Origin of the sequence: Butyricimonas sp. Marseille-P2440, from assembly GCF_900091675.1 — a bacterium.
GTDB lineage: Bacteria > Bacteroidota > Bacteroidia > Bacteroidales > Marinifilaceae > Butyricimonas > Butyricimonas synergistica.
The window spans coordinates 1,228,110-1,252,971 of the sequence record NZ_LT594610.1 but is presented as its reverse complement, the minus strand read 5'-3'; the positions used below and the strand labels follow the sequence as shown (position 1 = coordinate 1,252,971).

28 protein-coding genes are annotated in these 24,862 nt (G+C 44.5%); 16 read left to right on the top strand and 12 right to left on the bottom strand.

The features are described 5' to 3' along the window. Position 1 precedes the first annotated feature (1 nt). From BN8899_RS16245 to BN8899_RS16215, 7 genes are all read left to right on the top strand, one after another. Complete coding sequence (locus tag BN8899_RS16245) at positions 2 to 205, top strand: hypothetical protein (protein WP_055256826.1); 204 nt, start codon at positions 2 to 4, stop codon at positions 203 to 205. An 11-nt stretch (positions 206 to 216) separates the two neighbouring features. Then, positions 217 to 2,370: an AAA family ATPase gene (locus BN8899_RS16240; RefSeq protein WP_065220181.1), complete on the top strand. Its 2,154-nt coding sequence runs from the start codon at positions 217 to 219 to the stop codon at positions 2,368 to 2,370. 7 nt (positions 2,371 to 2,377) lie between these two features. Continuing rightward, a complete protein-coding gene (locus BN8899_RS16235; RefSeq protein WP_065220180.1) occupies positions 2,378 to 2,803 on the top strand; it encodes a hypothetical protein in 426 nt (141 codons plus the stop codon). Positions 2,804 to 2,832: 29 nt separating this feature from the next. Then, positions 2,833 to 3,237, top strand: a complete 405-nt coding sequence (locus tag BN8899_RS16230) for a hypothetical protein (protein WP_148375490.1) — start codon at positions 2,833 to 2,835, stop codon at positions 3,235 to 3,237. A gap of 8 nt (positions 3,238 to 3,245) precedes the next feature. Then, positions 3,246 to 4,439 carry a DNA phosphorothioation-associated DGQHR protein 1 gene (locus BN8899_RS16225; RefSeq protein ID WP_065220179.1) on the top strand — a complete coding sequence of 398 codons (1,194 nt, stop codon included), beginning with the start codon at positions 3,246 to 3,248 and terminating at the stop codon, positions 4,437 to 4,439. A gap of 61 nt (positions 4,440 to 4,500) precedes the next feature. Then, complete coding sequence (locus tag BN8899_RS16220; protein WP_065220178.1) at positions 4,501 to 5,280, top strand: toll/interleukin-1 receptor domain-containing protein; 780 nt, start codon at positions 4,501 to 4,503, stop codon at positions 5,278 to 5,280. A 123-nt stretch (positions 5,281 to 5,403) separates the two neighbouring features. Then, positions 5,404 to 6,426 (top strand): virulence RhuM family protein, encoded by a 1,023-nt coding sequence (locus tag BN8899_RS16215; protein WP_065220177.1) that lies wholly within the window; start codon positions 5,404 to 5,406, stop codon positions 6,424 to 6,426. A gap of 645 nt (positions 6,427 to 7,071) precedes the next feature. On the opposite strand, the gene BN8899_RS16205 is transcribed toward BN8899_RS16215, so the two are convergent. The 6 genes from BN8899_RS16205 to mnmE form a co-directional block, all read right to left on the bottom strand. Then, complete coding sequence (locus BN8899_RS16205; RefSeq protein WP_065220175.1) at positions 7,072 to 8,145, bottom strand: AAA family ATPase; 1,074 nt, start codon at positions 8,143 to 8,145, stop codon at positions 7,072 to 7,074. Positions 8,146 to 8,148: 3 nt separating this feature from the next. After that, positions 8,149 to 8,526 (bottom strand): helix-turn-helix domain-containing protein, encoded by a 378-nt coding sequence (locus tag BN8899_RS16200; protein WP_065220174.1) that lies wholly within the window; start codon positions 8,524 to 8,526, stop codon positions 8,149 to 8,151. A 121-nt stretch (positions 8,527 to 8,647) separates the two neighbouring features. After that, positions 8,648 to 9,424 carry a hypothetical protein gene (locus BN8899_RS16195; RefSeq protein WP_065220173.1) on the bottom strand — a complete coding sequence of 259 codons (777 nt, stop codon included), beginning with the start codon at positions 9,422 to 9,424 and terminating at the stop codon, positions 8,648 to 8,650. 174 nt (positions 9,425 to 9,598) lie between these two features. Beyond that, positions 9,599 to 10,711 (bottom strand): tyrosine-type recombinase/integrase, encoded by a 1,113-nt coding sequence (locus BN8899_RS16190; RefSeq protein WP_065220782.1) that lies wholly within the window; start codon positions 10,709 to 10,711, stop codon positions 9,599 to 9,601. Positions 10,712 to 10,826: 115 nt separating this feature from the next. Further along, positions 10,827 to 11,705, bottom strand: a complete 879-nt coding sequence (locus BN8899_RS16185; protein WP_065220172.1) for a helix-turn-helix domain-containing protein — start codon at positions 11,703 to 11,705, stop codon at positions 10,827 to 10,829. Between the two features lie 272 nt (positions 11,706 to 11,977). Further along, on the bottom strand, positions 11,978 to 13,372 hold the full coding sequence (gene mnmE / locus BN8899_RS16180) for a tRNA uridine-5-carboxymethylaminomethyl(34) synthesis GTPase MnmE (RefSeq protein WP_065220171.1): 1,395 nt from the start codon (positions 13,370 to 13,372) through the stop codon (positions 11,978 to 11,980). Between the two features lie 121 nt (positions 13,373 to 13,493). Between mnmE and BN8899_RS16175 the strand changes: the two genes are divergently transcribed. Then, positions 13,494 to 13,991 carry a YdcF family protein gene (locus tag BN8899_RS16175; protein WP_065220170.1) on the top strand — a complete coding sequence of 166 codons (498 nt, stop codon included), beginning with the start codon at positions 13,494 to 13,496 and terminating at the stop codon, positions 13,989 to 13,991. Between the two features lie 46 nt (positions 13,992 to 14,037). Here the strand turns inward: BN8899_RS16175 and BN8899_RS16170 are convergent, their stop codons facing one another. Continuing rightward, complete coding sequence (locus BN8899_RS16170) at positions 14,038 to 14,946, bottom strand: DUF5996 family protein (protein WP_065220169.1); 909 nt, start codon at positions 14,944 to 14,946, stop codon at positions 14,038 to 14,040. Between the two features lie 194 nt (positions 14,947 to 15,140). Here BN8899_RS16170 and BN8899_RS16165 point away from each other — a divergent pair, with 194 nt between their 5' ends. Genes BN8899_RS16165 through BN8899_RS16140 form a run of 7 tightly spaced genes read left to right on the top strand, consistent with a single transcriptional unit; the run spans position 15,141 to position 20,811 of the window. Continuing rightward, entirely contained in the window at positions 15,141 to 15,953 is an 813-nt protein-coding gene (locus BN8899_RS16165) for a hypothetical protein (protein WP_231932405.1), read from the top strand. Between the two features lie 39 nt (positions 15,954 to 15,992). Then, on the top strand, positions 15,993 to 16,277 hold the full coding sequence (locus tag BN8899_RS21220; protein WP_231932404.1) for a hypothetical protein: 285 nt from the start codon (positions 15,993 to 15,995) through the stop codon (positions 16,275 to 16,277). Positions 16,278 to 16,292: 15 nt separating this feature from the next. Beyond that, positions 16,293 to 16,934 (top strand): ABC transporter permease, encoded by a 642-nt coding sequence (locus tag BN8899_RS16160; RefSeq protein WP_082987099.1) that lies wholly within the window; start codon positions 16,293 to 16,295, stop codon positions 16,932 to 16,934. Then, positions 16,931 to 17,845, top strand: coding sequence for a glycine betaine ABC transporter substrate-binding protein (locus tag BN8899_RS16155; protein ID WP_231932403.1), 915 nt, complete (start codon positions 16,931 to 16,933; stop codon positions 17,843 to 17,845). The genes BN8899_RS16160 and BN8899_RS16155 overlap by 4 nt, the downstream gene beginning before the upstream one ends. Continuing rightward, positions 17,835 to 18,575: an ATP-binding cassette domain-containing protein gene (locus tag BN8899_RS16150; RefSeq protein WP_065220168.1), complete on the top strand. Its 741-nt coding sequence runs from the start codon at positions 17,835 to 17,837 to the stop codon at positions 18,573 to 18,575. Before BN8899_RS16155 ends, BN8899_RS16150 begins: the two co-directional genes overlap by 11 nt. Before the next feature lie 36 nt (positions 18,576 to 18,611). Then, a complete protein-coding gene (locus BN8899_RS16145) occupies positions 18,612 to 20,303 on the top strand; it encodes a hypothetical protein (RefSeq protein WP_065220167.1) in 1,692 nt (563 codons plus the stop codon). Between the two features lie 10 nt (positions 20,304 to 20,313). Next, the gene (locus tag BN8899_RS16140) at positions 20,314 to 20,811 is read left to right on the top strand and encodes a GNAT family N-acetyltransferase (protein WP_018336517.1); all 498 of its coding nucleotides are present in this window, start codon (positions 20,314 to 20,316) and stop codon (positions 20,809 to 20,811) included. On the opposite strand, the gene BN8899_RS16135 is transcribed toward BN8899_RS16140, so the two are convergent. From BN8899_RS16135 to BN8899_RS20485, 4 genes are all read right to left on the bottom strand, one after another. Then, a complete protein-coding gene (locus BN8899_RS16135; protein WP_065220166.1) occupies positions 20,791 to 21,090 on the bottom strand; it encodes a hypothetical protein in 300 nt (99 codons plus the stop codon). The genes BN8899_RS16140 and BN8899_RS16135 overlap by 21 nt on opposite strands. Then, positions 21,059 to 21,472 carry a phage holin family protein gene (locus BN8899_RS16130; protein ID WP_018336519.1) on the bottom strand — a complete coding sequence of 138 codons (414 nt, stop codon included), beginning with the start codon at positions 21,470 to 21,472 and terminating at the stop codon, positions 21,059 to 21,061. Before BN8899_RS16130 ends, BN8899_RS16135 begins: the two co-directional genes overlap by 32 nt. A gap of 5 nt (positions 21,473 to 21,477) precedes the next feature. Further along, positions 21,478 to 21,750, bottom strand: coding sequence for a YtxH domain-containing protein (locus tag BN8899_RS16125; RefSeq protein WP_018336520.1), 273 nt, complete (start codon positions 21,748 to 21,750; stop codon positions 21,478 to 21,480). A gap of 86 nt (positions 21,751 to 21,836) precedes the next feature. Continuing rightward, on the bottom strand, positions 21,837 to 22,631 hold the full coding sequence (locus BN8899_RS20485) for a nitroreductase family protein (protein ID WP_148375487.1): 795 nt from the start codon (positions 22,629 to 22,631) through the stop codon (positions 21,837 to 21,839). A gap of 241 nt (positions 22,632 to 22,872) precedes the next feature. On the opposite strand from BN8899_RS20485, the gene BN8899_RS16115 reads away from it, so the two are divergent. After that, on the top strand, positions 22,873 to 23,409 hold the full coding sequence (locus BN8899_RS16115; protein WP_026207266.1) for an HD domain-containing protein: 537 nt from the start codon (positions 22,873 to 22,875) through the stop codon (positions 23,407 to 23,409). Positions 23,410 to 23,461: 52 nt separating this feature from the next. On the opposite strand, the gene BN8899_RS16110 is transcribed toward BN8899_RS16115, so the two are convergent. Beyond that, the gene (locus BN8899_RS16110) at positions 23,462 to 24,526 is read right to left on the bottom strand and encodes a hypothetical protein (RefSeq protein ID WP_065220165.1); all 1,065 of its coding nucleotides are present in this window, start codon (positions 24,524 to 24,526) and stop codon (positions 23,462 to 23,464) included. Positions 24,527 to 24,862 lie beyond the last annotated feature (336 nt).

The window sequence follows — 24,862 nt, the reverse complement described above, 5'->3', positions numbered from 1 at the left end:
TATGGCTATACAAGACGAAATGTATAAGGCAATTGAGAAGGAAATTGATCAGACAGTTGAATCGGGTACTGAGAAAGTTTCTGTGAACTTTGAAAAAGCAAAAGAGGTTGCCAAAATGCTGACAGATCTATCAACTAGTGTTGGAGATGCAGATGCATTAACCAATCAGTATATTGCCAATATTAAAAATATATGTAACTCATAATACGTAAAATTATGATTATCAAAAATATTACTATCGAAAATTTCCAATCTTACCATGAAAGTCAGACTATGGATTTTTCTAATGGTTTGAATCTTATTATAGGTAATGGTGGAAAAGGAAAATCCAAATTATTTAATGCCTTTTATTGGGTGTTATTCGGTAAGATATATATCACTGGGATTGGTTGGTGTACAACTGACAGTCTGCCACAATCAGCAAAATTTGCAATGCAGCGTTATGAGTTCATCAATAAAAGAGCTTTATTTAAAGCACAAATAAATGATGAAATTATTGCATCTGTACAGATAGAGATTGAAGATGATAGAGGTGTAAATTATATAATAGAACGTTCTGTCAGTGCATTAAGACTTGATGAAAATGAGTGGGATTCTGATAATGCATGGCAAGTAAGACCTAATATGTTGAAAGTATCTTTTGATTCCAATACAGGGACAAAGGTACTTAACGATATGATTGCAGAGGATAAAATTAACGAATTATTCCCTGATGGTATAAGAAACTACATTTGGTTTCAGGGTGAATCACTTGAGAGCCTTATTAATTTTAGAAATAAAGAGACATTAAAAGCAGCCGTAAAACATATTTCTTATTTTCCTTACTATGAGAAACTTTCAGAAATAATCAGCAAGTCCAAATTGAAGATTACTGGAATTGAAAGCCGCAAATTGAAAGAAGTAAACAAGCATAATTCAAGTGTTAGAGAATTATTGTCTACCATTGATACTTTGAACTACAAGATTGCTAAAGAAGAAGAAAATAAGAAGCAACTTGAGGCTAATATTGAAACTATCAAAATAGCTTTAGCTGATGGAGAAACAAAAATTTCAGGATTAGCGAGCTATTCGATGTTGGTAAAGAAGTATAAGGATTGCGAAAATGAAATAAGCAAATACTTGTCAGAAACGACTCGTATTGATGAATTTCAGAGAGAAAAGCTTCCATCTTTGTGGATCCTTCGTGGGATAGAACCGATGATTCAACAATGTAAAGACATTATTGAGAAGCATAAAGAGGAAGAATACACTGTACCCGAAAAGAAGTATTTAGATAATCCTAGTCGCTCAAAGTTAGAAGAGATACTTAAGGATAAAAAATGTTTTGTGTGTGGTACTGAATTTACAGAAGTAGATGCTCCATATCATTATATAACAGAAAGATTAAGGTTGCAAGAAGAGTATTTAAAGGAGATGGAAGAATATACCAGCAATATGCAACTGTCTAAACAGTTTAATATGTTTGTTGGTAAGATTCAGGATTATCCAGATTCCTTACTAATATCCTTATCAAAAATTGATAAGCAATGGAAAGACAGTGAAGATGAACTGGAAAAATTTATGGCTCAACGAAGAAGAAAGCAAGAGGAGAAACGCAAGTTAGACGAGCAAATAGAAGAGATAAAGAAGAAGCATGGAGTGGATCCAGTAACCCAAGCAGAAACAGCTGGAATTATCAACTCTACAATACGAGCAAGTAGAAGTAACCTAGAAACTCAACAGAAGAAATTAGAAGTTTCCAAGCAGACTCTTAATAATTATCGGAGCGAATTGCGCGTTGCAGAACGAGAACTGGAAAAGTTAGGTATAAAAGATACAACTGTTGCAAAAGTTCCAGAGACAGAATGGAAACATATTTCAACATTCCTTGAAGATATATGTAAGAGAGTTCAGGAAAGTGCTAGAAAAGATTTGCTTCATAAAATTGAAGAAAGGGCAAATATCTTTTATGCAAAGTTTACAGAACATGATAATGGTTATAAAGGTAATGTAAGGATTGGTGAGGATTATTCTATTGAATTTGATGCTGGTCTTAACACTAGCCATGAGGATAGAAAAAAGATGAGCATTATAAATGCATTATTATCTTTGAATCAAGAGGCAATGGGTATCTATTATCCATTTATAAGTGATGCTCCAACATCAAGTTTTGACTTAGAAACTACTCATAAGTATTTACTTGGTATCAAGGATATATTTGGACAGTCTATAATATTGACCAAAGATGTTGATTTGGAAAGCGATAAATACCTTGATTTACGAAGCCAAAGAAACGTGTCAAGAATTTACAATTTAGAGAGTAAAATATATAGTGGAGATTCTAATCGTGGTCAGCACGAGGTCTCAACGCAAATAACAATCTTAAAATAAAGCTTATATGGAAAATATATTTGAAATTAAGTTTTCATTTGAGCAAAATGTTAAGGATAATGTAATCCTTAAATTTTCCAATAAACAAGGCGGTGCTTACAATGTATTTTCTTATCATTGGCAATGTTTTGTTTGGGCTGCCGTTGTTGGCTTTATACACAACGAACGTAGACCTTTACAATCGCCAATAGCTGATAGGCCATTTAGTTTGAATACAATGTGTAATGGTGGAGGCGAAAAAGATGCTGAAGCGTTATTGTGTATGTGTATCGCTAAGGTCGGTTCTCTTGACATTATGAAAGAACCAACAAAAGCAATAGACTTGATAAATGAGTATGCTAATGGAGGTTTCTATTACATAATGAAAATGATGCAAGACCAATCAATAGCAAATGATTTGGAATGGGTCAAACAAGAAATATTTATGAGATGAATATGATAATAAATTGGTTAAAATGCCATATGAGAAAATTGATATTTTTCGTTGTCTTTTTCATGGGGTTTGGTACAAGTAGTATATGGATGTCTGCTTTGTTTTTGGACATAGATTGCAAGGATATTGTCGTTGGAATTTTGACGATTTCGATTGCGGCTGTATATACTTCAGCAGAGCGAATTTTGACATTTATGAGGACGAAAAGAATAGAAAATAATGAAGATATTGTTGAGCTAATAGCTGTTTCAGTTCCCATTATTATCTCATGCATTGTAATAGGTCTTCTTGAGAAATGCATAGTTGCTTCTGCTATTTTAGCAAGTATAACTTATTTATTATATTGTAGACTATGGTGGTATCAGAACCGTGATAATAAGACTTTTGACAATAGTTCAAATGCACTTGGTGGAGGGATAGAACAATTTAAGTAATTAGAGCTATGGAAGTAAAAGCAATAAAAGTGGTTCAACCATTAGGGGAGTTTTATATAGCAAAAATAAAAGCTAGGGAATTGTTGAAAATTTCAACATCATCTGTTGCTAGATATGATAAAGATGGCAATTTAAAAGGGAATCAAAGACCTCTAGACCCAAAGCGGTTAAAAGCAATTGCTAATTTTATAATGTCTGATGAAATGAGTTTTCCAACATCAATATTGATAGCTGCAAATATTGATAGAGACGGGAAAATTATTGAAGATATAGAGGACAGATGGGATGTTAAGCAAACAGGTTCCACTGATATTTATAATCTTATCATACCAGATAAAGTCACATCATTAGTAATTGATGGTCAACATCGTTTGAATGCTTTCAATTTTGCAGAGGAAAGTTGTAAAGATATAGAACTTGTTTGTTCTATCTTTATTGACTTGCCTAATCCTTATCAAGCATATTTATTTGCCACAATTAATGGTAATCAAAAGCGTGTAGATAAAAGTTTGGCACTAGAACTATTTGGATTTGATGTGGAAAATGAGCCTCAAAATACTTGGTCGCCAGAAAAATTGGCGGTATATTTCACACGAAAATTTAATTTTACTAAAGGGTCTCCATTATATCAAAAGATTAAGTTAGCTCCATTATTCTCTGAGTTAGAAGATTTGGTAAATAAGGATAAGTGGCTACTTTCAACGGCTGCTATGGTTGATGGCATTATGAGCTTAATATCTAGCAATCCTCAGAAAGATCGTGATATGTTAGCAATGAAGAAAACTAGTATATGGAGCGATAAAACACGTAGTGTGCTTACTAATAATGGGAAACCAGTACTTAGGTACTTATATTTAGGCTCAAAGGACGATGAGTTGTATTCAATATTAGAGAAATATTTTTGTTCTGTTAAAACTATTTTATGGGATAATGCAACAAATGATAGTGTAATTTTGAAAACTATAGGAATATCTGTCTTATTTGATATATTGAAAAATATTCTTGAAGTGGATGGTATCCAAGAATCATATGATTCATACATCAACAAGATTAGGGATGTTAATTATTCTAGTCATTATTTTGCTTTATCTGGAGGAGGCAAGACTAAGCTGAGAAGAATTTTAAAGTTTAAGTTAGAGCTAATTTCAGAATCTGAGTTGCAAGAATCAGATAAAGAGTTTTTGGTTAACAATATTTCCTAAAATTATCTCTGGCGATATTCAATTTATATTATAATACAACATAACATTAAAAGAGGCCAATATGAATAAAAAAATAATAGAAAATGCGGCTATAGCATGTGACAATGTTGCTATAGCCATAAATGGAATGCAGCCAGGAAGACCTTGTAATCCTTGTTGTCCGGGAAGAGATGCTTTAATAAATACTATAAATCAATTAATGGTAGAGATTAAAGATACGGAACCAGAATGCTTTCAACGTTTAATGTTGGAGTTGCAAAATATAAAGAGCCCTTATAATCAATGTGTTCAGCCCTATCAATTTGGAGCGATAAATGCTATAACAAACATATTAAAGAATAAGTATATTGATGCTAAAAAGGGTAAAAGAAAAATCTTTATCAGTCACTCTCATTCTGATAAAACAATTGTCGATGGCTTTGTCAAAGAAATATTGAAAGTTGGTTGTGGCTTTAAGGATAGTGATTTATTCTGTACTTTGGATACTTCTACTATTAGAACAGGAGATGATTTCCGTGAAAAGATTATTGAGAACATGAGAGATTGTGATTTTATTTTTCTTTTCATTTCTGAAAACTATAATCAGAGTGATGTTTGTAAAAATGAAATGGGAGCTGCCTGGGCTTTGGAAAACAAGAGGATTTTACCTTTTACTCTTCCCAAAATAACTTTTGAGCAAATGGGATTTCTTAATGTTGTTAAACAGGGTGCGTCTATTACTGACGGAAATAAATTAGATGAATTGTATCAAGAATTGTGTGAGTTTTATGAAATAACACCAGATTGGCGTAGTTTTAATAAAGCCAAAGGCGATTTCTTGGATTTGGTTGCAAAAGCATGATTCTTATCATGCTAAATATGTATTAGCAGGTATTTGAAACGTATATTTGAAGAGAGAACCACAAAAAGAAGTTGTTCGGGATTTCCGAACAACTGTTAAAATAGGACTTATAGACTATTATATATGGCGCAAAATATAGTGATACGAAATAGTACAGCAGAGTTTCTCATCTTCATGCTTGAAGGCAAAGAGGATGGGATTCAGGTGATGTATAAGGAAGAGAGCATTTGGGCAACACAAAAGGCTATGGCGCAACTTTTTGATTGCTCAACTGACAATATTGGACTGCACTTAAAAAATATATTTGCATCTGGGGAACTTGTCAAAGATTCAGTTACCGAGAAAAACTCGGCAACTGCCGCAGACGGGAAGAATTATCAAACAATGTTCTATAATCTTGATGCCATTATCAGTGTTGGATATAGAGTTAATTCTGTTCGAGCAACTCAGTTCCGCCAGTGGTGTACGTTTGTACTTCGTCAGTTTGCCATCCGTGGATATGTGCTTGATCATAAGCGAATGGAGAACGGGGCTTTCTTAGGTGTAGATTACTTTGAACATTTGCTTGCCGAAATAAGGGAGATAAGGCTGAGTGAGCGTCGTTTTTATCAGAAACTGACCGATATTTATGCTACGGCTATAGACTATAACAAAGATGCTCCGACAACTCGTCTTTTCTTCAAAAAGATACAGAACAAAATGCACTATGCTGTGCATGGGCATACTGCTGCGGAGTTGATAGTCGAACGAGCCGATGCGAATAAGGAACACATGGGATTGACCACTTGGGAAAACGCTCCGAATGGAAAAATTGTCAAAACAGATGTGTCTGTAGCAAAGAACTATTTGCGAGAAAAAGAATTAGAAGAAATGGGTAGGATAGTCAATGCGTCCCTTGATATGGCAGAAAGTATGGCTATGCGTCATATACCTATGACAATGGAAGATTGGGCAAAGCGAATAGACAAATTCATTAATTTATTTGAGAGTCCGATATTACAGGATAGCGGAAAGGTTTCTACCGAATATGCCAAAGAGTTTGCTGAATCAGAGTTTGAAAAGTACAGGATCATTCAAGACCGTCTTTTTCAATCTGACTTTGATAGATTTGAAGATAATAGTCCTCCTGTATTGGATATTGAATAATTATAATGTCATTTTGAGGTTGGCAAAATCGCCTTTGGGATATGGCAGATTCATGTCGTTAAATTGGCAAGTGTTCGGACAATAGTTCTGTGTTCATCATCTAGTATCTGCATTTATGGTGACCGATGTTACTCCAGTATACCACTTAAAAGCAAGAAAAGAGTTCACATAAGAGTTCATAAAAGAACCAGTAGGTTCATAAAAGCACAACTGAAATACACTCCAAAACCGCAATAATGCCAAATTCAGCTTGCAGAGGATTGGCAAAGTCTCACGAGCGATTTATCGCTTGGGGTATTGAGTTACCCTAACTCAATAAGGTTTGTATAATGGGCAAGCCCTGTGAGCAATTAAGTATACAAATTTCGTTTTTGTCGAGAAAGGCATACCGATGGCTGGCGAAAAGATAAAAGGCTCAAATAACGCCTTTTTCTCACCAATCAGCTTGCTGAGAGATTTGGCACTCTCAAACGACCTATTGGTCGCTTGGGGTATTAGGCTCCCCATACAAGATAATGTTTGTATAACGGGCAAGCCCAATCAATGGCAGCGACCAGTTCCGTGGATTATCATGAAACCAGTCGTTGCACTTAGACTTTGACTTATATACGAATGGACACTTTTAGAATAAAGTCAAGTGGAGAGTCAATAGTGATAATCCGGCATGAACCGATAAATGCCACGGCTTTCCTGAACCACCATCCGTTTGTTCGTGAGAAACTGAATTATCTTCACAATCTTGTTGTGATTAAATTTCGTTCCTGCCAGTTCGTAGGCAATGGTCAGTTCTTCTTCCAAAGCCTTATATCCCGAAATAGTTTCTCTTCCCTCAAAAGCCAGTTCGAGAGCCTTGCGATGGATTGTTTCGTGGATGTCCCTATAAGGGGAGAAGGGTTCCTGTTTGGGACGACCTACGCTCTTTTTTGTCGGCACATAGTCTGGCAGAAGTTCGGGAAGTGATTGGTCATTGATGCAGAAGGCAAATGGCAGAAAGTCTTTGGAACGGGTATGCACACTTTCCACTTTGCTGATGTTGTTGTCGTCCTTGTCTTTTTCGATTTGGATGACAGTCTCAGCCTTGTTGTTGATTTCCGTGCCAATGTGTCCACGGGCATTTTCATCGCTTTTGTTCTGATGAAGGATGGTGTGAAGATGAATCTGGTATTCGTCAGTCCACTGCATGAGTTTGGAGATTACGCATGTGGCTTCGCTCGGAGAATTAATGTCATAGACCAAGTCGCGGATTCCGTCAATCACCACGAAACCGAGACCTTCAATCTGACTGATTGCATCATCTATGATAGCCAAACGCTCCTTGGGGTTGAACTTGCGTAGTGCGAGAAAATAGAAACGGTCGCAATCCTCATTAGCCGGCAACTCTGCCAGTTTCATGATACGATGCATCACAATCATACAATGGTTTTGACTTTGTTCTGTGTCGATGTAAAGGATGCGGTTCTTTCCTTCAGGGAAGTCCGTTGTGTAGTTAAGAACTTCCTTCCCTGACAAAGCTGCTGCCACCATAGCTGACACATTGAAAGTCTTTTTGCTTTTAGCCTTGCCTATGGATGCACTGAAATTTCCCAATGTCCCGATAGGTACTCCGCCTATTTTCAGAACTTCCGGCTCCTGCTCGTACTCTTTTCCCAAACTGAGCATGGTATCTTGCCATCTTGTAGCGACCTGAGCAAGATTCTCAATGGATGTTGGCGTTCCCATAGCCTACCAGTCTTTAGGGTTGGCTTTGTGACGTGTAGCTGCAAGCATTCGAGCGTGTTCTTCCTCTATGTTTATAGGCGATTCTCCTTTTCTGCCGCTTTCCAACCATTTGTCCAATTCATCACGATAGACAAACAAGTGTTTTCCTTGTTTGATGATTGGAATACCACCATGCTTGGCTTTGTAATAAAAGGATGATTTCGAGATACCTAAATATTCGCAGACTTCATCAACGGTCATTGGAACATGGGTGTCTTTTTTTACCTCGTTATGCTGCTGATGAAGTTTTTCTGTCAACAGATTTTCCATACTTGAGATTCTCTCGCAGAGTTCGCCTACCACTTCAGGCAGGTCATTGAAGGTCAGTTTGTCTTTTTGCATATATAACATTGTTTTTGTTAAACATGCTGCAAACCAACACAATGATGTAATGCTGACAACTATCAGAAGGCAATAATATTTCAGTCTGTGTTGAATAACCCTAATCGGTTGAATTTGCTTTTTATTCTTGGGCTTCTTTCATACACTTGAAGTGATAATCTCCGGCTTTAGGAATATCAAGGGCTATTTTGCAAACTCCGCATGTTCGGAGATTTTTAGCCAGATATTTAATCGAAGCATCTTTTAGTTCATGTGGGAATATAGTATGTATGAATGTTGCTCTATCTATAAGAGAAATGCCCAATCTCTCCCCGATGTTCCATACGAAATGCATCAGATCAATAGAACGGAGGGAATTATCTACTTTTGAACGGATTGGCTTGTATAAATCAGACTGTCCGTGCACAAAATACTCTATGTTTTCATGTAGAATTTCAAGATCTTCTTTTGAAAGAAATTCCGTCATTACAAATGTGGTATATTCATGAATGACACGCTTAATGTCTGCCTGCCTTTCTGCTTTTTCACGTTCAATTTCGGCTACACGCACTTCATAATTATCCATATAATCATGTTTTACAACTAAGTTTTCCGGATTTATATCCTTGTCCTTTGGGCACTCCGGATCAATCTCCTTAATTTGTTCGGGTAGAGGTCTTACTTGCTTGCCAAAAGACAAACTCAATTCATTCTTTGTAATGAATCGGAAAAAGAAACGCTGAAGTACTCCACAGACAAGTATCATTGCCGTGATATATAAAATAACTGGAGTGGAATATTCCATCAGGTTGATATGGCAACTGAGATATAAATAGGAGTCTGTTGCCCAGTAAAGGATGACACTTACTGAAAGTATGAAACTGGTTCTTTGAGGAGAGATTTTAATACTATTCGTCATAAACTGATACTGTTTGAGTTTTACAATAAGACAAATGTATATGCAGATTTCCAAATAGTTGCTGTTTGTAATAGATAATCGTTCAGGATTTAAGAAAAAATACGCTCAGAGTATGATTTGATGCAAAATATCATACTCTGAGCTATAAAAACGGGATTATTTGAACCTTAATTCTTACTTGCGGATTAAAGAGATTCTGTTGCTGGCTTCACGCTTGTTACTGTCTACGACTTTCATGTACCGTTGTGTCGTGGTGATACTTTTATGTGCCATATTACTTTGAATGGTACGTATGTCTGTGCCGGCTGCTCCTTGAAGTGTTGCGTATGTTCTTCGGTAGGAGTGGAAAGTGATATTTTTGGTAATACCGGCTTTGCGAATCCACTCTTTCATGGGTTGCTGTGTCCAACTTCGTTTCAATCCTTTAAATACTAATCCGTTTTTTTCCGGAGAATAGCCGATCAATTGCAGGGCTTCGTCACTGATTGGAATGATGTCCTCCGTCTTGGTCTTTTGGGTAATTGTATGGACACATTTTCCTCCGGCTGCAAAGTCAACAATTTCATGCCATTGCAACGATAGTATGTCGCTGATTCTAAGACTAGTCAGACATGAAAACAATGCCGCTGTCTTCAGAATCGGCTTTTTGCAAGGTGTCTCAGCCAATTTGTAAAGTTCTTCCACACTTAGATAGTCTTTTGGAGTATCTTCCGTTTCGATTTTATCCAAAAAGTCATTGATGTTGGTCTTGATTAGCTGATTGCGATAAAGGATTTTCAAAAGTCCCCTGAATGTTGACCAATAGCCGGAAGCAGAGTTCTTTGAAATGCGACCGTCACGCCTGAGTTGCTTGGCATTTAGCAGATACTCACGAAACTTATTACAAAGGTCAATGTCAATTTCTTCAAAAGTACATTTGCCATGAACGAAGTTGTAGAAATGGTGGTACACAAATTCCCACTTTTGGTCATGCTTGCGAAGCTGCTTGCGGTAGTATTCGAGAAAATCCGCTTTGAGTTTGTGCCTGTCAAAGAAATCATACCTGTCATTAACGATAGATTCAAAGCGTCGGCATCGGATGGCTTCCGCCTTTTCCGACATAGTTGCATTGAAGTTGCGTTCACGTTCATTCTTAGGATTGGCATAAATATAAATGTTCAATCCTTCGTGACGGATGGTTTTCATTGTTTCCTGGTCACGATACCCCGGATAATAATCCAGATAGAAAGAAAGCATCCCATGTTTCAAAGGACGTGTTCTCAATGTTACTGTTTTACATTCTAACATAGTTACAATTATTATTAGTTTATACTTGATTTGCTGCAAATGTCCGTAATGGCTTGACACAGACAATGCTCATTTTTAGAATCATTTTCTGGTCTGCCTAAATTCAGACTTAGGCTTATTTTCTGACACCCATTACATGATCAAATTCCACTTTCAGGAATCTCACGAAACGACCTTTCTTCTCACGTTTGATTTCGTGGAACTGCAGAATGCCATAGACAGAATCCCGTGTGAGATTGTATTTCTTCATGGCTTCCTGCACGGTGTAGTACTCCGAAGCATTATCTTCGGCAGTCTGCTTGGATAGGTCAAAATGTAGCTTCGAGTAGAATATCTGACCGTGTTCTTTCTTGGACGGGATGTTGTTGCGATAGACATGGGAGCGGATGGCAACCCGACTCATACCATACTTTTGTTCTATCTCTTCGGGAGTGTACCATGCGGTCAGATCATTATCTGTCTTGTATTTGGCAAAAGCAGCATCAATATGCTTTTTGCTGTAATAGTTGAACTGACGGATTTTTACTTTTGGCACATTATGCTCCCGTGTATAAGTCCATACCCATTTGGTGTTGACCTTGTATTTTTTGGCAATTTCTTCAGCAGTGTAATATTCAGCAATATCAAATTCGACTTTTGACATCACACGTTCATAAGGTTTGGATTTAAGCAAAAGTTCTATATCAGCTCTTCGAATAAAAGACATTCGTGAACTAATCCGACTTGCTCTCAACTTATTCTCTTTGACTAATTTGTAGATGTACTGACGAGAAACTCCCATCAATTTAGCTGCTTGTGAAAAGGTAAAGTACTCTTGATTTTCCAGCATCTTCTTTACCTCCAACAGTTCTTGACTCTGAATGAGCTCCATTCTTCGCTCTTTCATTCGATGTTTGTAGCCTCGTTTAGAACATTGGGGACTACAATAATTGGTGGTGGTTTTCTGAGCTATAAAAGGTTTACCACACCATTGACAAATTCTTTTTACTTCCATGTTGTTTTCTCCATATTTTTAGTGAAACCATAAAGATTTAATTTCCCTTTTTGTCTCTCTACGTAAACCATTGTTCACCCATGTCGCCAAATGCGTCACTGTGACATCGGGGACAAACCCCGATTTGTTTCGCGGTAGAAATACGGTAGAAAAATATGGTGAACAACACTATCCAATCGCTATGAACTGGATTTGGAATAAATAAAAAAGCCGCTGAATTTCAGCGACTTCATTATAATTGGTTCTAATTCGTTGCGGTTAATTGCGATATATCATTTCCCGATGCAAAAATTCTTGAATATATTCCCCAGTACTTCATCCGTAGTGATCTGCCCGGTGATTTCGCCAAGATAGTGGAGGCATTCGCGGATATCCTGGGAGATGAATTCACCGCTGAGGTGGGTGTCCAGACCGGAGATGACACGTTCGATGGCAGAGCGGGCGTGGGATAAGGCTTCGTAGTGGCGGGCGTTGCTGACGATGACGTCACTGGAAGAAAGGGCGGAAAGGTTGACGGTGGAGATGAGATGCTCCACTAGGTTAGGGATGTTATGCCCCGTCTTCGCGGAGATCGGGAGGATAATTTCACCGAGGGAGAGAGTGGCAATTTCTGAAACAAGGGAGTCCGGGCTTTCGGATTGATCGATCTTGTTGGGCAGGATAATCAGGCGGGCATCCGGGGCTAGGCGTTCTTTGACACGGGTATAGTATGGGGTAAAGTTTGAAATATCTCTGGTTGTATCGACCAAGAGCAAGACGATACGGGCTTGTTCGATCTTGGAGAAAGTACGTTCGATTCCCATGCTTTCCACTTTGTCATCGGTGTGGCGGATGCCGGCGGTGTCAATAAAGCGGAAGGTGATGCCTTGCAGGTTGATGGTATCCTCGATGACGTCACGGGTAGTACCCTCTATGTCGGAAACGATAGCACGGTCTTCCCGGAGAAGAGCGTTCAGCAGGGTACTTTTTCCCACGTTAGTATTCCCGACAATAGCAACCGGGAGACCGTTTTTAATCACGTTGCCCAAAGAAAAAGAATCACACAACCGGGAGATCAGGGTATCAATCCCCACGGCAATGGAACGCAGTTCGGAACGATCGGCAAACTCGACATCCTCTTCCGAGAAATCGAGTTCCAACTCGAGTAACGAGGTGATACGCAAAAGTTCCATGCGCAACTTCATCAACTCCTCGGAGAAACCTCCCCGCATTTGGCTCAATGCCATTTTATGGGCAGCAGATGAGGATGAGGCAATCAGGTCGGCAACGGCTTCCGCCTGAGAAAGATCCATTTTGCCGTTCAGGAAAGCCCGTTGCGTGAATTCCCCAGGGGTAGCCAAACGGGCACCGGAAGCAATCAATAATTGCAACAAACGTTGCTGGATATAGACGGAACCGTGGCAGGACACCTCGACAGAGTCCTCTCCCGTGAAAGAGTGCGGGGCGTGGAAAACGGTCACCAGTACTTCGTCAACCATCTCCTCCCCGTCCATGATCTTTCCGAAATGCACCGTGTTCGGGCACACCGTTGCCAATCGTTTTCCCGAGGGAGAAACAAACAGCCGGTCACAAAGTTCGACACAGCCTTTCCCGGAGAGCCGGATCACGGCTAATGCCCCCATGCCGGGAGCGGTTGCGATTGCACATATCACGGATTGATCTATCATAAACGTACCTTTTCCGCAAAGGTAAACTTTTAATCCGGAACAAACAAAATCTATCTTTTCTCGTTACAAGAAACAATTCCCACGGGAAAAGAACTATTTTTGAACTTTAAATGATAAAACGATGAACCACATAATAATGACACTCGGGGGACCGAACGATGACCGGGGACATTTAAGCCGAATTGCTTTAGACCGCCTGGAATGTACCTATTCCCTCTACACGAACAATAACAACACCCGCATCCTCTGCACGGGTGGTTTCGGGGACAGTTTTAACCGAACCCCTCACCCGCACGCCTATTACGCGAAACAATACCTCATGCAAAGAGGCGTGAAAGAAGAAGACTTCCTGCAATTCACGTTATCTACCAACACGGTAGAGGACTTCAGGATATCGAAAGCGATAATCGAGAGGGAACAACCAGACATCTTGTTGGTAGTGACTTCCGACTTCCACATGAGGCGGGCGAAGGTGTTGCACGACATCATTATGAAATACCCTTCTACCGTTTTCGTGCCTGCCAAATCAAGCTTGACCCCGTCGGAGTTAGCCCCTCTCCTCGCCCACGAGAAACAGGCAATCGAGATGCTGAAGAAAAATAATTTCATCCTATACTAAAATCATAAAATAGAAAGGCTGCCCTAAAGCAGCCTCTCCTCGTTTGCTAATTAGCGTATGTTAGTGGTGTAGTTATCCAGTCCAAATGCTGCCACGGGCGCACTTTCTGCATAATATCGAAACTCGATTGCAGGAATTGCCGGACGGCATCAAAAGGATCGTCATAAGCAAAGGCATCTTCAAGCGTCAGGAAGAATTCCTTCTTTTCCGGCTTGAATATTGCCATGGTCGGACGAATCAAATGGTCATTACCTTTCAGGTCACTGATAAACGGGTAAGGTAAACCGTAAAAAGCGGGACGGGGATAATTCGGGTCACCAGGCCAAAAGCCGCACTCGAAATAACGCTCGTCGAAAGCGGGATCGGAAATCGCCTTTTTCATCCCGAAAGGTGCAGATTCTCCGCTGTACACGATACCCGTGAGATCCATCGTCCCGAAATAATATGCCGGACCATCCACTTTCCCCCGGAAGCGGGAAAGGAATCCCCGTAAAGCCTCGTGAGCGAAAAGGTGGTTCCGGTGCCACAACTGCACCGCCTCCTTATCGTAATGACGATGCTTCGTGTCCTTGTCGAAATCTATCGGGTCGTAGAACTCCTGCGCCCTCACGTTAATGGTGGTCGGGGAACCGATCTCTTCCAGCGACTTCATAAAGTGCCCGTAAAACTCTGCCACGGAAAGCCCGTCATGCAGTGCAAAACTCACCTCTTTCCCGTTGCCGTTGCGGAAGATAATCATGTGTTTCATAAAATTAGCCTGTATCTCGAAAGGCGAATCGTCACCGGGAATGATACCCGTGGAAAGCCCTTCTATCGTGAGGTACAAACGCACATGCGCCCACTCCGGACGCTGGTGGCAACGCACGAGCTTCACCTTCCCCAGCATCTGCAAATACATATGCATCGTGTCGGCAGTCTGTTGCCAATCCGTATAGTTCAAAAATTTCTTATCCATAATATCCTATTTCAAATTCATGTCACGAGTGAAAAATCTCTCCTCGTGTTATTCCTTTAACGGGAAGACCCTTAAAATAGTTTTACTTTTTAGCTATTTAGTTATATCCACACGGATTCTGCAAACAAAATATAATTTTAGGCAAACCCAAATCTCTTAACTTCCGTTATACATAGAAAACAAAAGATTGGTGTATGAAAAATAAACAACTATTATTAGCCATATGGATGCTATTTATCACGGCATCCCTTCCCGCTCAGGAAAGAGAGAGGGAACTCCCGAAATTCAGGCTAGGCGGAGCGCTTCGTTTCAATTATAACTTCTGTGACTGGAAAGCGGGACATCGTGACCGGGGCGGTGACTTCGGGTTCGACGTCTTGTATTTCAAACTGACGGGATCATACCGCAACATCATATTGAGCGCGGACTATCGTTTTTATAGCAAGGACTTCGGCGGTCCCATGCTGAAATACGGGTGGATAGGCTACCAGTTCAACGAGAAAAACCAACTGCAAGTCGGTCTGACAGGCGTACCTTTCGGGATACAACCCGTGGCTTCTCACAATTTCTTTTTACAGATAGCCTATTACGTCGGCTTGGAAGACGACTCCGACATGGGAATCAAGTACCTCCACACGGGTGACCGCTGGGATTACGCCTTCGCCTTCTTCAAGAACGCGGACGAGTTACTCTTCGGGTCGGACGACGAAACTTCCGATGACCGTTATGGTTACGACGTTGCCGGGCGCAACAAGGAAATCAACCAATTCAACGGGCAGGCTTTCTATAAGTTCGGTGAACGCTCCCGGCAACGGTTGGGAGCCTCGGCAGAGTTCGGGCAACTCTACAACCTCGATACCCGGAATAACGGCACGCGTTACGCCTTTGCCCTGCACTACGAACTCCTGTGGAACCGCGTGAGCCTGAAAGCACAGGCAGCCACCTATGCCATGCATCCTAAAAATGCCGCGGATGATGACGACGAGGTGGTGTCCATGACCGCCTAGGGAGCCCCCTATCTCGTGTCAGCCAAGGCGAATCTCTATATGCTGAGTGCCGGGTATACTTTCCCCGTGAACCGCAAGTTACTAAAGAGCGTACAAGTGTACAATGACTTCGGGTGCCTTGACAAGCAAAACAACGACTTCAAGAACAGCTACCAAAACGTCACCGGCTGTATGCTCGATTGCAGTCCCGTCCTCGTGTACGTCGACTATGCCATGGGGAAAAACCACGGTTGGCTGGGTCCCGACTGGAACGGCTTCGGTACCGGTGGCGAGAGCAATTCATGGCACGCCCGTTTTAACGTGAACGTGGGTTATTATTTTTAACTAAAACCGTACAAGATGATAAAAGAAATTTACTCGCTATACGTCGATCGCTGGAGTTTCTTCCTGAACCTCACGGGGGAACATCTCCAGATATCGTTAATATCCATCGTGGTTGCCGCCGTTATCGGTTTGGGATTAGGTATCCTGATCAGCCTCTACCGGAAAAGCTCCTCCACGGTGCTCGGGCTCACGAACTTTATCTACACGATACCGTCCATCGCCCTCTTCGGCTTCCTGATCCCCTTCTCGGGCATCGGCAACACGACCGCCATCATTGCCCTCTCGATATACGCCCTCCTGCCCATGGTGCACAACACCTACACGGGCATCGCGGGTATCGACCGGGAGATCATCGAGGCGGCACGAGGCATGGGAAGCACCACCTTCCAGATCCTTTACAAGATACAAATACCGCTGGCATTTCCGGTGATCCTGTCGGGCATCCGCAACATGGTAGTCATGACCATTGCCCTCACCGGTATCGCCGCCTTTATCGGCGCGGGAGGACTGGGTGTTGCCATCTACCGGGGAATCACCACCAACAATTCGGCAATGACCATTGCCGGCAGCTTGCTCATCGCCGTGCTCGCCTTACTGGCGGACTGGGGCGTGGGACGCTACGAGAAATACATAAAAAGAAAACGTAAACTAATATGAGAAAATGCATGAAATATTATTCACTTACAGCGCTCATCGGGCTCGTGTTGCTGTGGGGGTGCAATTCCGGAAAGGACACCATCCATATCGCCACCAAGCCCATGACCGAACAATTTATTCTAGGAGAAATGCTCTCCTTGCTCATCGAAGAGAACTCCGACCTCCACGTGAAGATCACCAAGGGCGTGGGTGGAGGCACGAGCAACATACACCCGGCAATGGTCAAGGGCGACTTCGACCTCTACCCGGAATACACGGGCACGGGCTGGCTCGTGATCTTGAAAAAAGACACCTTACTACCGCCCGACGAGCTTTACGCCGAACTGCAAAAAGAATACTCTCGGGAGTACGGGCTCAAGTGGGTGGCTCCCTACGGTTTCAACAACGCTTACAGCCTCGCGGTCAGCAACGCCGCGGCGGAGAAATATCACTTGAAGACCTTCTCCGATCTGGCACGCTATCCCGACCGGTTTATTTTCGGTGCAGAATACGACTTCTACGAGATCAACGACGGTTACTCCGACCTCTGCGCGTTCTATGACTTCAAGTTCAAGAAAAACCTAGACATGGACATCGGCTTGAAATACGAGGCGATCAAGTCGGGCAACATCGACGTGATGAACATCTTCACGACCGACGGTCAACTCAGTGGAGCTGACCTCACCGTGCTCGACGACGACAAACACTTCTTCCCCTCCTACTACTGTGCCACGGTGGTGCGGGAAGAAACCCTCGCGGCACACCCCGAACTGGAAGCGATACTCGCGAAGATGCAAGGTATATTGACCGACTCGGAAATGGTAAACCTCAACCACGAGGTGGACGTGAAACACCGCCTCGAGCGTGAAGTGGCTGCCGAATTCCTGCAAAAGAAAGGTCTTTTAAAACAAGAATACGACCATGGGAAATGATATAGCTATCCGTTTTGAACACGTCACGAAATCGTACGGCGAACGGGAAATACTCAATGACTTCAATCTTGAAATCCGCCGGGGCGAGTTCCTCACCATCATCGGGAGTTCCGGTTCCGGCAAGACCACGGTACTGAAACTTATCAACGGGCTCATCGCCCCCACTTTCGGGATGATATACGTGGACGGGAAAGACATCTCGAGAGAGAACCAAACCCTGCTGCGCCGCAACATCGGTTACGTCATACAAGGCATCGGGCTTTTCCCCCACATGACCGTCCGCAAGAATATTGCCTACGTCCCCAGCCTGCTCAACCACCGGGATAAGGAAAGAACCCGCCGCGCCGTGGAGCGCCTGATCGGGGTCGTGGGACTTGAACCCGATATGCTCGACCGTTATCCGGCGGAACTCTCCGGCGGGCAACGCCAACGCATAGGCATCGCCCGAGCCCTTGCCGCCAACCCGGACATCCTGCTAATGGACGAACCTTTTGGCGCCGTCGATGAAATCACCCGCAAGATGCTGCAAAACGAGATCATCCGCATACACGAGCAACTGGAGGTAACCATCGTGTTTATCACCCATGACATCAAAGAAGCGCTAAAACTCGGGACACGGGTTATGGTCATGAACAAAGGGCACGTCGAACAACTCGACACACCCGACCGTATCCGGAATTCCCCGGCAACCCCGTTCGTGAAGGAACTGGTACAAAGTTGTATTTTTTAATAGAAAATCGTTACATTTGCACGAAACCTGTAGCCTATGAAAAACTATAACCAGTGTGAATGTGGTCTGGTATACAATGAATTTTCCATTATATTGATACAGACTTTTACCTCCCCCGGGATAGAGATTCCCGACTTGGAGAAGCCTGAATTCAAGCCCTTCATCAAGAGGGATTGTGACGGGAACTTCGACGATCAACTGTTTACCAACACTTGCCCCGAACATCCTTGGGACGAGTCGGCTTTCCGGCACAAGCACGAGCGCAAGGAACCCCACACGGGTCCCCGCATTGAACGCTACCGCCTGAAAGGTTTTGACATCTGCATCGACATCGGGGGACTAACCCCTGCCCGCCTGTGGGGGCGGGTACACGTGCGGGCTACCGTCTTTTTCAACAAAACGGTAGAAATATCCTACCGTATCATCGTGACAAAAACAGGCAAGATCAACAACACCCGGTTCTGCCAGACGGATGTTCCCTTCAACACGGATCAACTGATTGCCGTGGCAGGCATCGTGCAGCACGTGGAGCATTGGGTGTACAACAGGAAACTGAAAGGACAAGAGATAGACGGTTCCCTGAAAATAGTCACCATCGGCGACCTGCACCTTGACGAGCGATCCACGTTCCACCCCACCGAGGTAAAAACCAAAGGCATCACCTTCGAGGAAGTGCAGAAACGCTACCGTTACTTCTTCGACAGGCAGCCCCTCCGGGATTACCCGAAACCACAAGAAGAGAAAGAATTTGAATACGGCGACCACAATTACATCTTCCTCGACATCTGGGAATCGGTCAGTCATGCCGGTCGTGTCCGTTTCGACGAACTGAGCGAGGACAAGGTGATCGAGCACATCGAGCAATGCCACAAGGCAGAACTCGTGGGGCTGATGACGCTCTACCCCGAGGAATGGCCTTACCGCATGGATTCCAGCTTCGAGGACATCTGCGGCAAGAACATCGCCATCGACACGGACGACCTCGTGCTGGCGAACGAGAACATGAGCCTCGTGGTCGGCACCTACGGCAACCGGGGCAAAGAAGCTCCCACCGACTGGAAAAAGCACCTCGCGCGCCGGGACCGCTACCACGTCAGCTGGCCTGAATACCTCGTGCTAGTCGAAATCCTGCTGGCGAAAAAGCACACCATCAACTACGTGCTCAACAAATATATCTTCAACTCCCGCCGGGCGATCAAGGAAAACAGCAAAGCGGACTCGAGGGACGGGCAACCCGGTTTCACCATCATAAACGACAAGATACTGGATATGATCGAGCAGAACGCCCGGTTGAGCATCGCCCTCTCGGACATTATCCTGCAACTCGATTCGGTACGCTACCTCCGGTATATGTCGCACAAACACATGTACCACGAAACCAGCCGCCGCCTGCGCATCGAGGACGACGAACGGCAATTGAAGGAAATCACCGAACGGGTGGACAAATCCCTTACCAATGCCAACAACATCGCCGACCTGAAAGAAGCGAACAGCACGAAGAACATTCTTCTGTTCATCTCCATCGCCTCCCTCTTCGGGGTACTGCTGGAAGGCAACGGGGAAGCGCCCGTCTTTTCGATGATCTCCAGGGAATTAGGCGTGTTCACCGCCGTCCTGCTCGTTATCATCACCTCCGTCGGCATCTATTTCAGCATGAAAGTACTCTTCCGGGTAATCATACATTATTTGAAGAAAAAACGTACAAGAAAAAAATCACGTGTAATTTAATAAACCCAATATGATAAAAACATACACAACAGAGTATAGAACACTCCTTTGCGAGTTTTTCTCCCGCGTCATCGAGAGCCACAAGGCTTACATCTCGCACGGGGAGCTACAAATGGGCATTGCCCTCGACAGCGATGAACTAGCCCCGAACTACAAGGAAATGTGGTTGCAATACCTCGACCGCCAAGTGGCAGACCCGAACAACACCCTGCTACTTTACCTCGAGGGCGACGACATCGTCGGTTTCGTCCTGTTCGGCATCACGGACGACGGGGCTCTCCCCTACGGCGTGATCTTCGACCTCAGCGTCGATCCCGCCTACCGGGGCAAACGTATCGGGCAACAACTCCTGCAACAAGCCACCGAAAGCTTCAAGGCAAAAGGCATCCGGGATTGTTACCTCGAATCGGGCGTCAACAACCATTCCGCCCATCGCTTCTTCGAGCACCACGGGTTCCGGCAGGTTTCCGATATATTCAGGCTGAAACTACCCCCGCTTTCCAAATAACCTGCCGATCCGCCCCACGCCCCAGCGCAACACGATGGGCACAGCCACTTCCATCAATATGGGCGAAAGGTCTTTGAACATGGCACCCAGCATGGGTGCCCCGCGCCCTTCCGTGTCCTCGTTCGGGGTATCGTCCTTCTTGTTGGAAAAAAACAATGATGATATACCGGAAAATAGTAATTTCCCGGAATGGCGGTGGATAAACCGAAAATCCTCGTTCAGTCGTTCTTCCTGCAAACGGCAACTCTCACGCACCCGTTTCTGTTCCGCCTTCAGCATCTCCAGTGGGGTCGGCGGTTTGTTCGTCCTCTTTTTCATCTTTACTCATCATTGCGGTTATAATCTCGTTCATCACCTTCGCGCTGATCTTCTCCCGGAACCACAGGATGGCACAAAACAACAACAGGTACATCCCCACCACCAGTAAAAATCCAAGCGCCATACTGTTTAACATCTCACCGAGGAAAAATCCAAGGGCGAGGAACAAGAAAAGAATAGCGAAGAAACCCAGCAACACCAAAACAATACCGTACGAGAAGACCGCCACAGTCTTGGCAACCCTCTCGTACGTGTTCAGTTTTAGTAGCTCAAGCCTCGTTTCCACGTAAGTTGAAACATCGTTTTTCAACCCGGAGAAAGTCTTCTCGGCAAAGTTCTCCATACGCCTTACTTCGTTTCGGCAGCCGCTCTTTCAGCCTTCCCCGCTACTTTTTCAGCCACCTCGTGTACATTTTCAGTCACGTGTTCACGTGCTTCCTCCGCTTTTGATTTTGCTTTTGAATAAGCACTCTTCACCTCGTCCTTCACTTTGGAAACGGCGTGATCAAACTCTTCAGCCAATTTCTTCCGGTTGTCGGCAACCATCAGGTACCCGACAGCCACTCCAACTACGGCGCCTATACCCAGACCCAGCAGTAAATTTGTAGTTTCGTGTTTCATGTTCGTCTAATTTTTAATATATATACCCTTTTAACGGATAGAAACTACAAAAAGTTTGCCTTTTTCTGTTATTTTCAAGAATAATTTTAACGACTTATAAAATGTATTTTCAACGGGTCATAACGCTCCGCGACAGAATCCGTTTCCCCGGCTGCTTTCCCGAGTGCCACCACGGCAAAAGGCACGAACTCCGACGACAAGTGCAATGCTTTCTTCACCTCGTGCACGAGATGCATCCTCGGGTACACCCCGATCCACGTCGTGCCCAACCCCTCGCCGTAAGCCTGCAACAGCATATTCTGCACGCAAGCCCCCAGCTCCTGTGGCCAGTTGCCGCCGTCCAACCCCGCCAACCGGGTGTTGCAACAGACGAGTATCGCCACCGGCGCGGTCCGCAACGCCCCGGCTCCCGGCAACATCTCCGCCAGCTCGTGCAAGTGCTTCCCGTCCTCCATCACGAAAAATTCCCACGGGCGGCGATCCTTCACCGAGGGCGCGTACATCCCGGCTCTCGCGACCCGCTCGACCACTTCCGTGCACACCTTGTCCGGCGTGTACTCCCGTGCCGTGCGGCGTCCCGTCACCGCCTCGTCCACGGCAGCCATCGTCGTGAACTTCCGGCTCGTCATCTCCCTTGCCAGTTCCCGCACCCGGGGGATAATCCGCGTGAAATGCGCGCTCTCCTTGTGCACCGCCAGCACCGCCTCGTTCTCCCACGTTTCCACGATCATCAACGTGTCGTCCAGACGGCAATTTTGCAATATCTCGTACCCGATACAGCCTCGCTCTCCCCTTGAAAGCTCCGCCATCTCGGTCAATAAACTCGTGACCTCGGCACGTACCCCGGCATCAACCAATAGATTAACATTAATTCTGATCATATCTTGTTCACTTGGAAATTCAACATTCTCCCCCCCCGCACGCTCCCGCGTCAAAAAACAGACAAAGTTATAAAAGTTCACCGACTATTACACAACCAAAAAGAACTTTTATTCGTACATGACTCTAAAAGAAAACAAAATAAAAGGATCAGTTTATAAAGTAAAGAAACTTTATGAACTTTACCAACTGAATGAATCTTATAAACATCTATATTTGTCCCCTTAAAAAAATGAACAAATGATACAACCGTTAGACATTATACGCGAATATTACACTTTAAACTCCCTAGCGGGTCAAAGCCTTCTGATACACAGCCAACTCGTCAGGGATAAGGCGCTCGCCATTGCCATACGCCACCCGGAAATGGACTTGGACATCACCTTTATCAAGGAAGCCGCCATGCTGCATGACATCGGGATATTTCTCACGAATGCTCCCGACATCGGGTGCTTTGGCGAACATCCCTATATCTGCCACGGCTACCTCGGTGCCGACCTGCTCCGGGAGAAAGGCTTGCCCCGCCATGCCCTCGTGTGCGAACGCCACACGGGCACCGGTCTTACCATTGATATGATCGAAGAGAAACACCTGCCCCTGCCCCTCCGGGATATGCAACCCGTCACGCTGGAAGAGAAATTAATTGCCTTTGCCGATAAATTCTACTCGAAAAGCAATCTCACCCGGGAAAAGAAAATCAGCAAGATCCGGGCGGAAATGCTCTTCCACGGCAAGGACTCCGCCGACCGTTTCGATGAATGGTGCCGGCTGTTCCTGTGATTTAAAATTAAAAAGAGATTGAATCATCAATCTCTTTTCATCCGCTTTACTTTTACTTTTTCTTTTTCGTTTCTTCCTTCCGCTTGTCGTGGCGCCGCTTGAGGGCGTGGATTTTCTTCCCGAGGATTTCCATGCGCTCGGCGAACATGGCGGCACGGGCTTCCCGGGCAGAAGCCGTTTCGACGGAATCGGCGAACAACTCGTCGAGTAATTTTTCCTCGTCATCGGCATCATCTTCCGCGGCTGGATTCTCCGCCAACATTTTCTGCCGGGCTTCCAGCTCCTCTTGTTGCTTCTTCTCCCACGCGGCATTCCTCCGCCCGATTTCCTTGTCGACGAGGATATTGAATTTGTCAACCGACTTGTCGAGATCGACCTCCAGCTCCATGTCCTTGGCGATACGGGCGACGGCCACTTTATTCGTGGGGTCGTGTAGCAAGCACGCCGAGTTGGAAGTCGGCTTACCGCCAGCACGGCACGTGAACGCGTAAACGACCACCGCGCCGAGGTCCACACCCGCGGGCAGCGCGATGGAGGTCGAGCCGGATTCCGAGCGGTCGCGCAGCCGCGTCACGATACACGTTTTACTCATGGGGTCATACACCACTGCCTGCGCGTAATCATCCGCGAGGCGGTCCGAGCCGGTCAGCTCCTCCCCCTCCTGCTCGCAAATCACCTTGCGCGTCTCCTCGTTCAGCGTGGCGGTCACCGGGATAGCCGGCACTTTGCCTTGGGCGAGGATCAAGCTCGGGTAATCGATCAGGCACGTGAACTGCAACTCGAGTTTCACCTTGGGATCGTACGTCTTCGTCGGGTCGATCTTCACCGCCGTGGCCACCTTGGCAAGGGCGTTGACCCCCACGAAGCGGGAATGCCCGAAGGCTTCCGCCTTCCCCGTGGGGGGAAATCCCAGCCGCGTGGCGGGCAACAGGTAGCCGCCCTCGCTTCCCAGGCCACCGAAAGCGACGTCGTTCATCGCCACGTTCTCGTCCAGTTTCTTCTTTTTATCGGAGAGCGAGCGCGACACGATGGTCCGCACCTCGAACTGGTGGGGGTAGTACACCTTGTCCCCGTGCGTGCCTCGCATGGAGGCACAACCGTAAAATTTCTCTTTCATAATCCTTCTTTTTCGTTAATAATATTCAAACGCCTGCCAACAAGGTAGGTTTCTCCAACACAAGTTACGACATTAATACCCGGCGAAAAAGACACCGGATGTTAATGTTTTGTATTTTTTAACAATAACCGGGGCATCCCGCGGCTCCCGACGAAAGAATTAACAATACACGATAATAATCAACGAATTACCACCGCGCGCTTGCCACGTCCAACGGTATTCCCACCCCCTTACTTATTAATAACTTATCTATAACTTATTAATAACTTATCTACAATTATCGTTAAGTGTTGGAAATCCCGATAATATTTTTTAACTTTATAGCGTGTAGGAGTA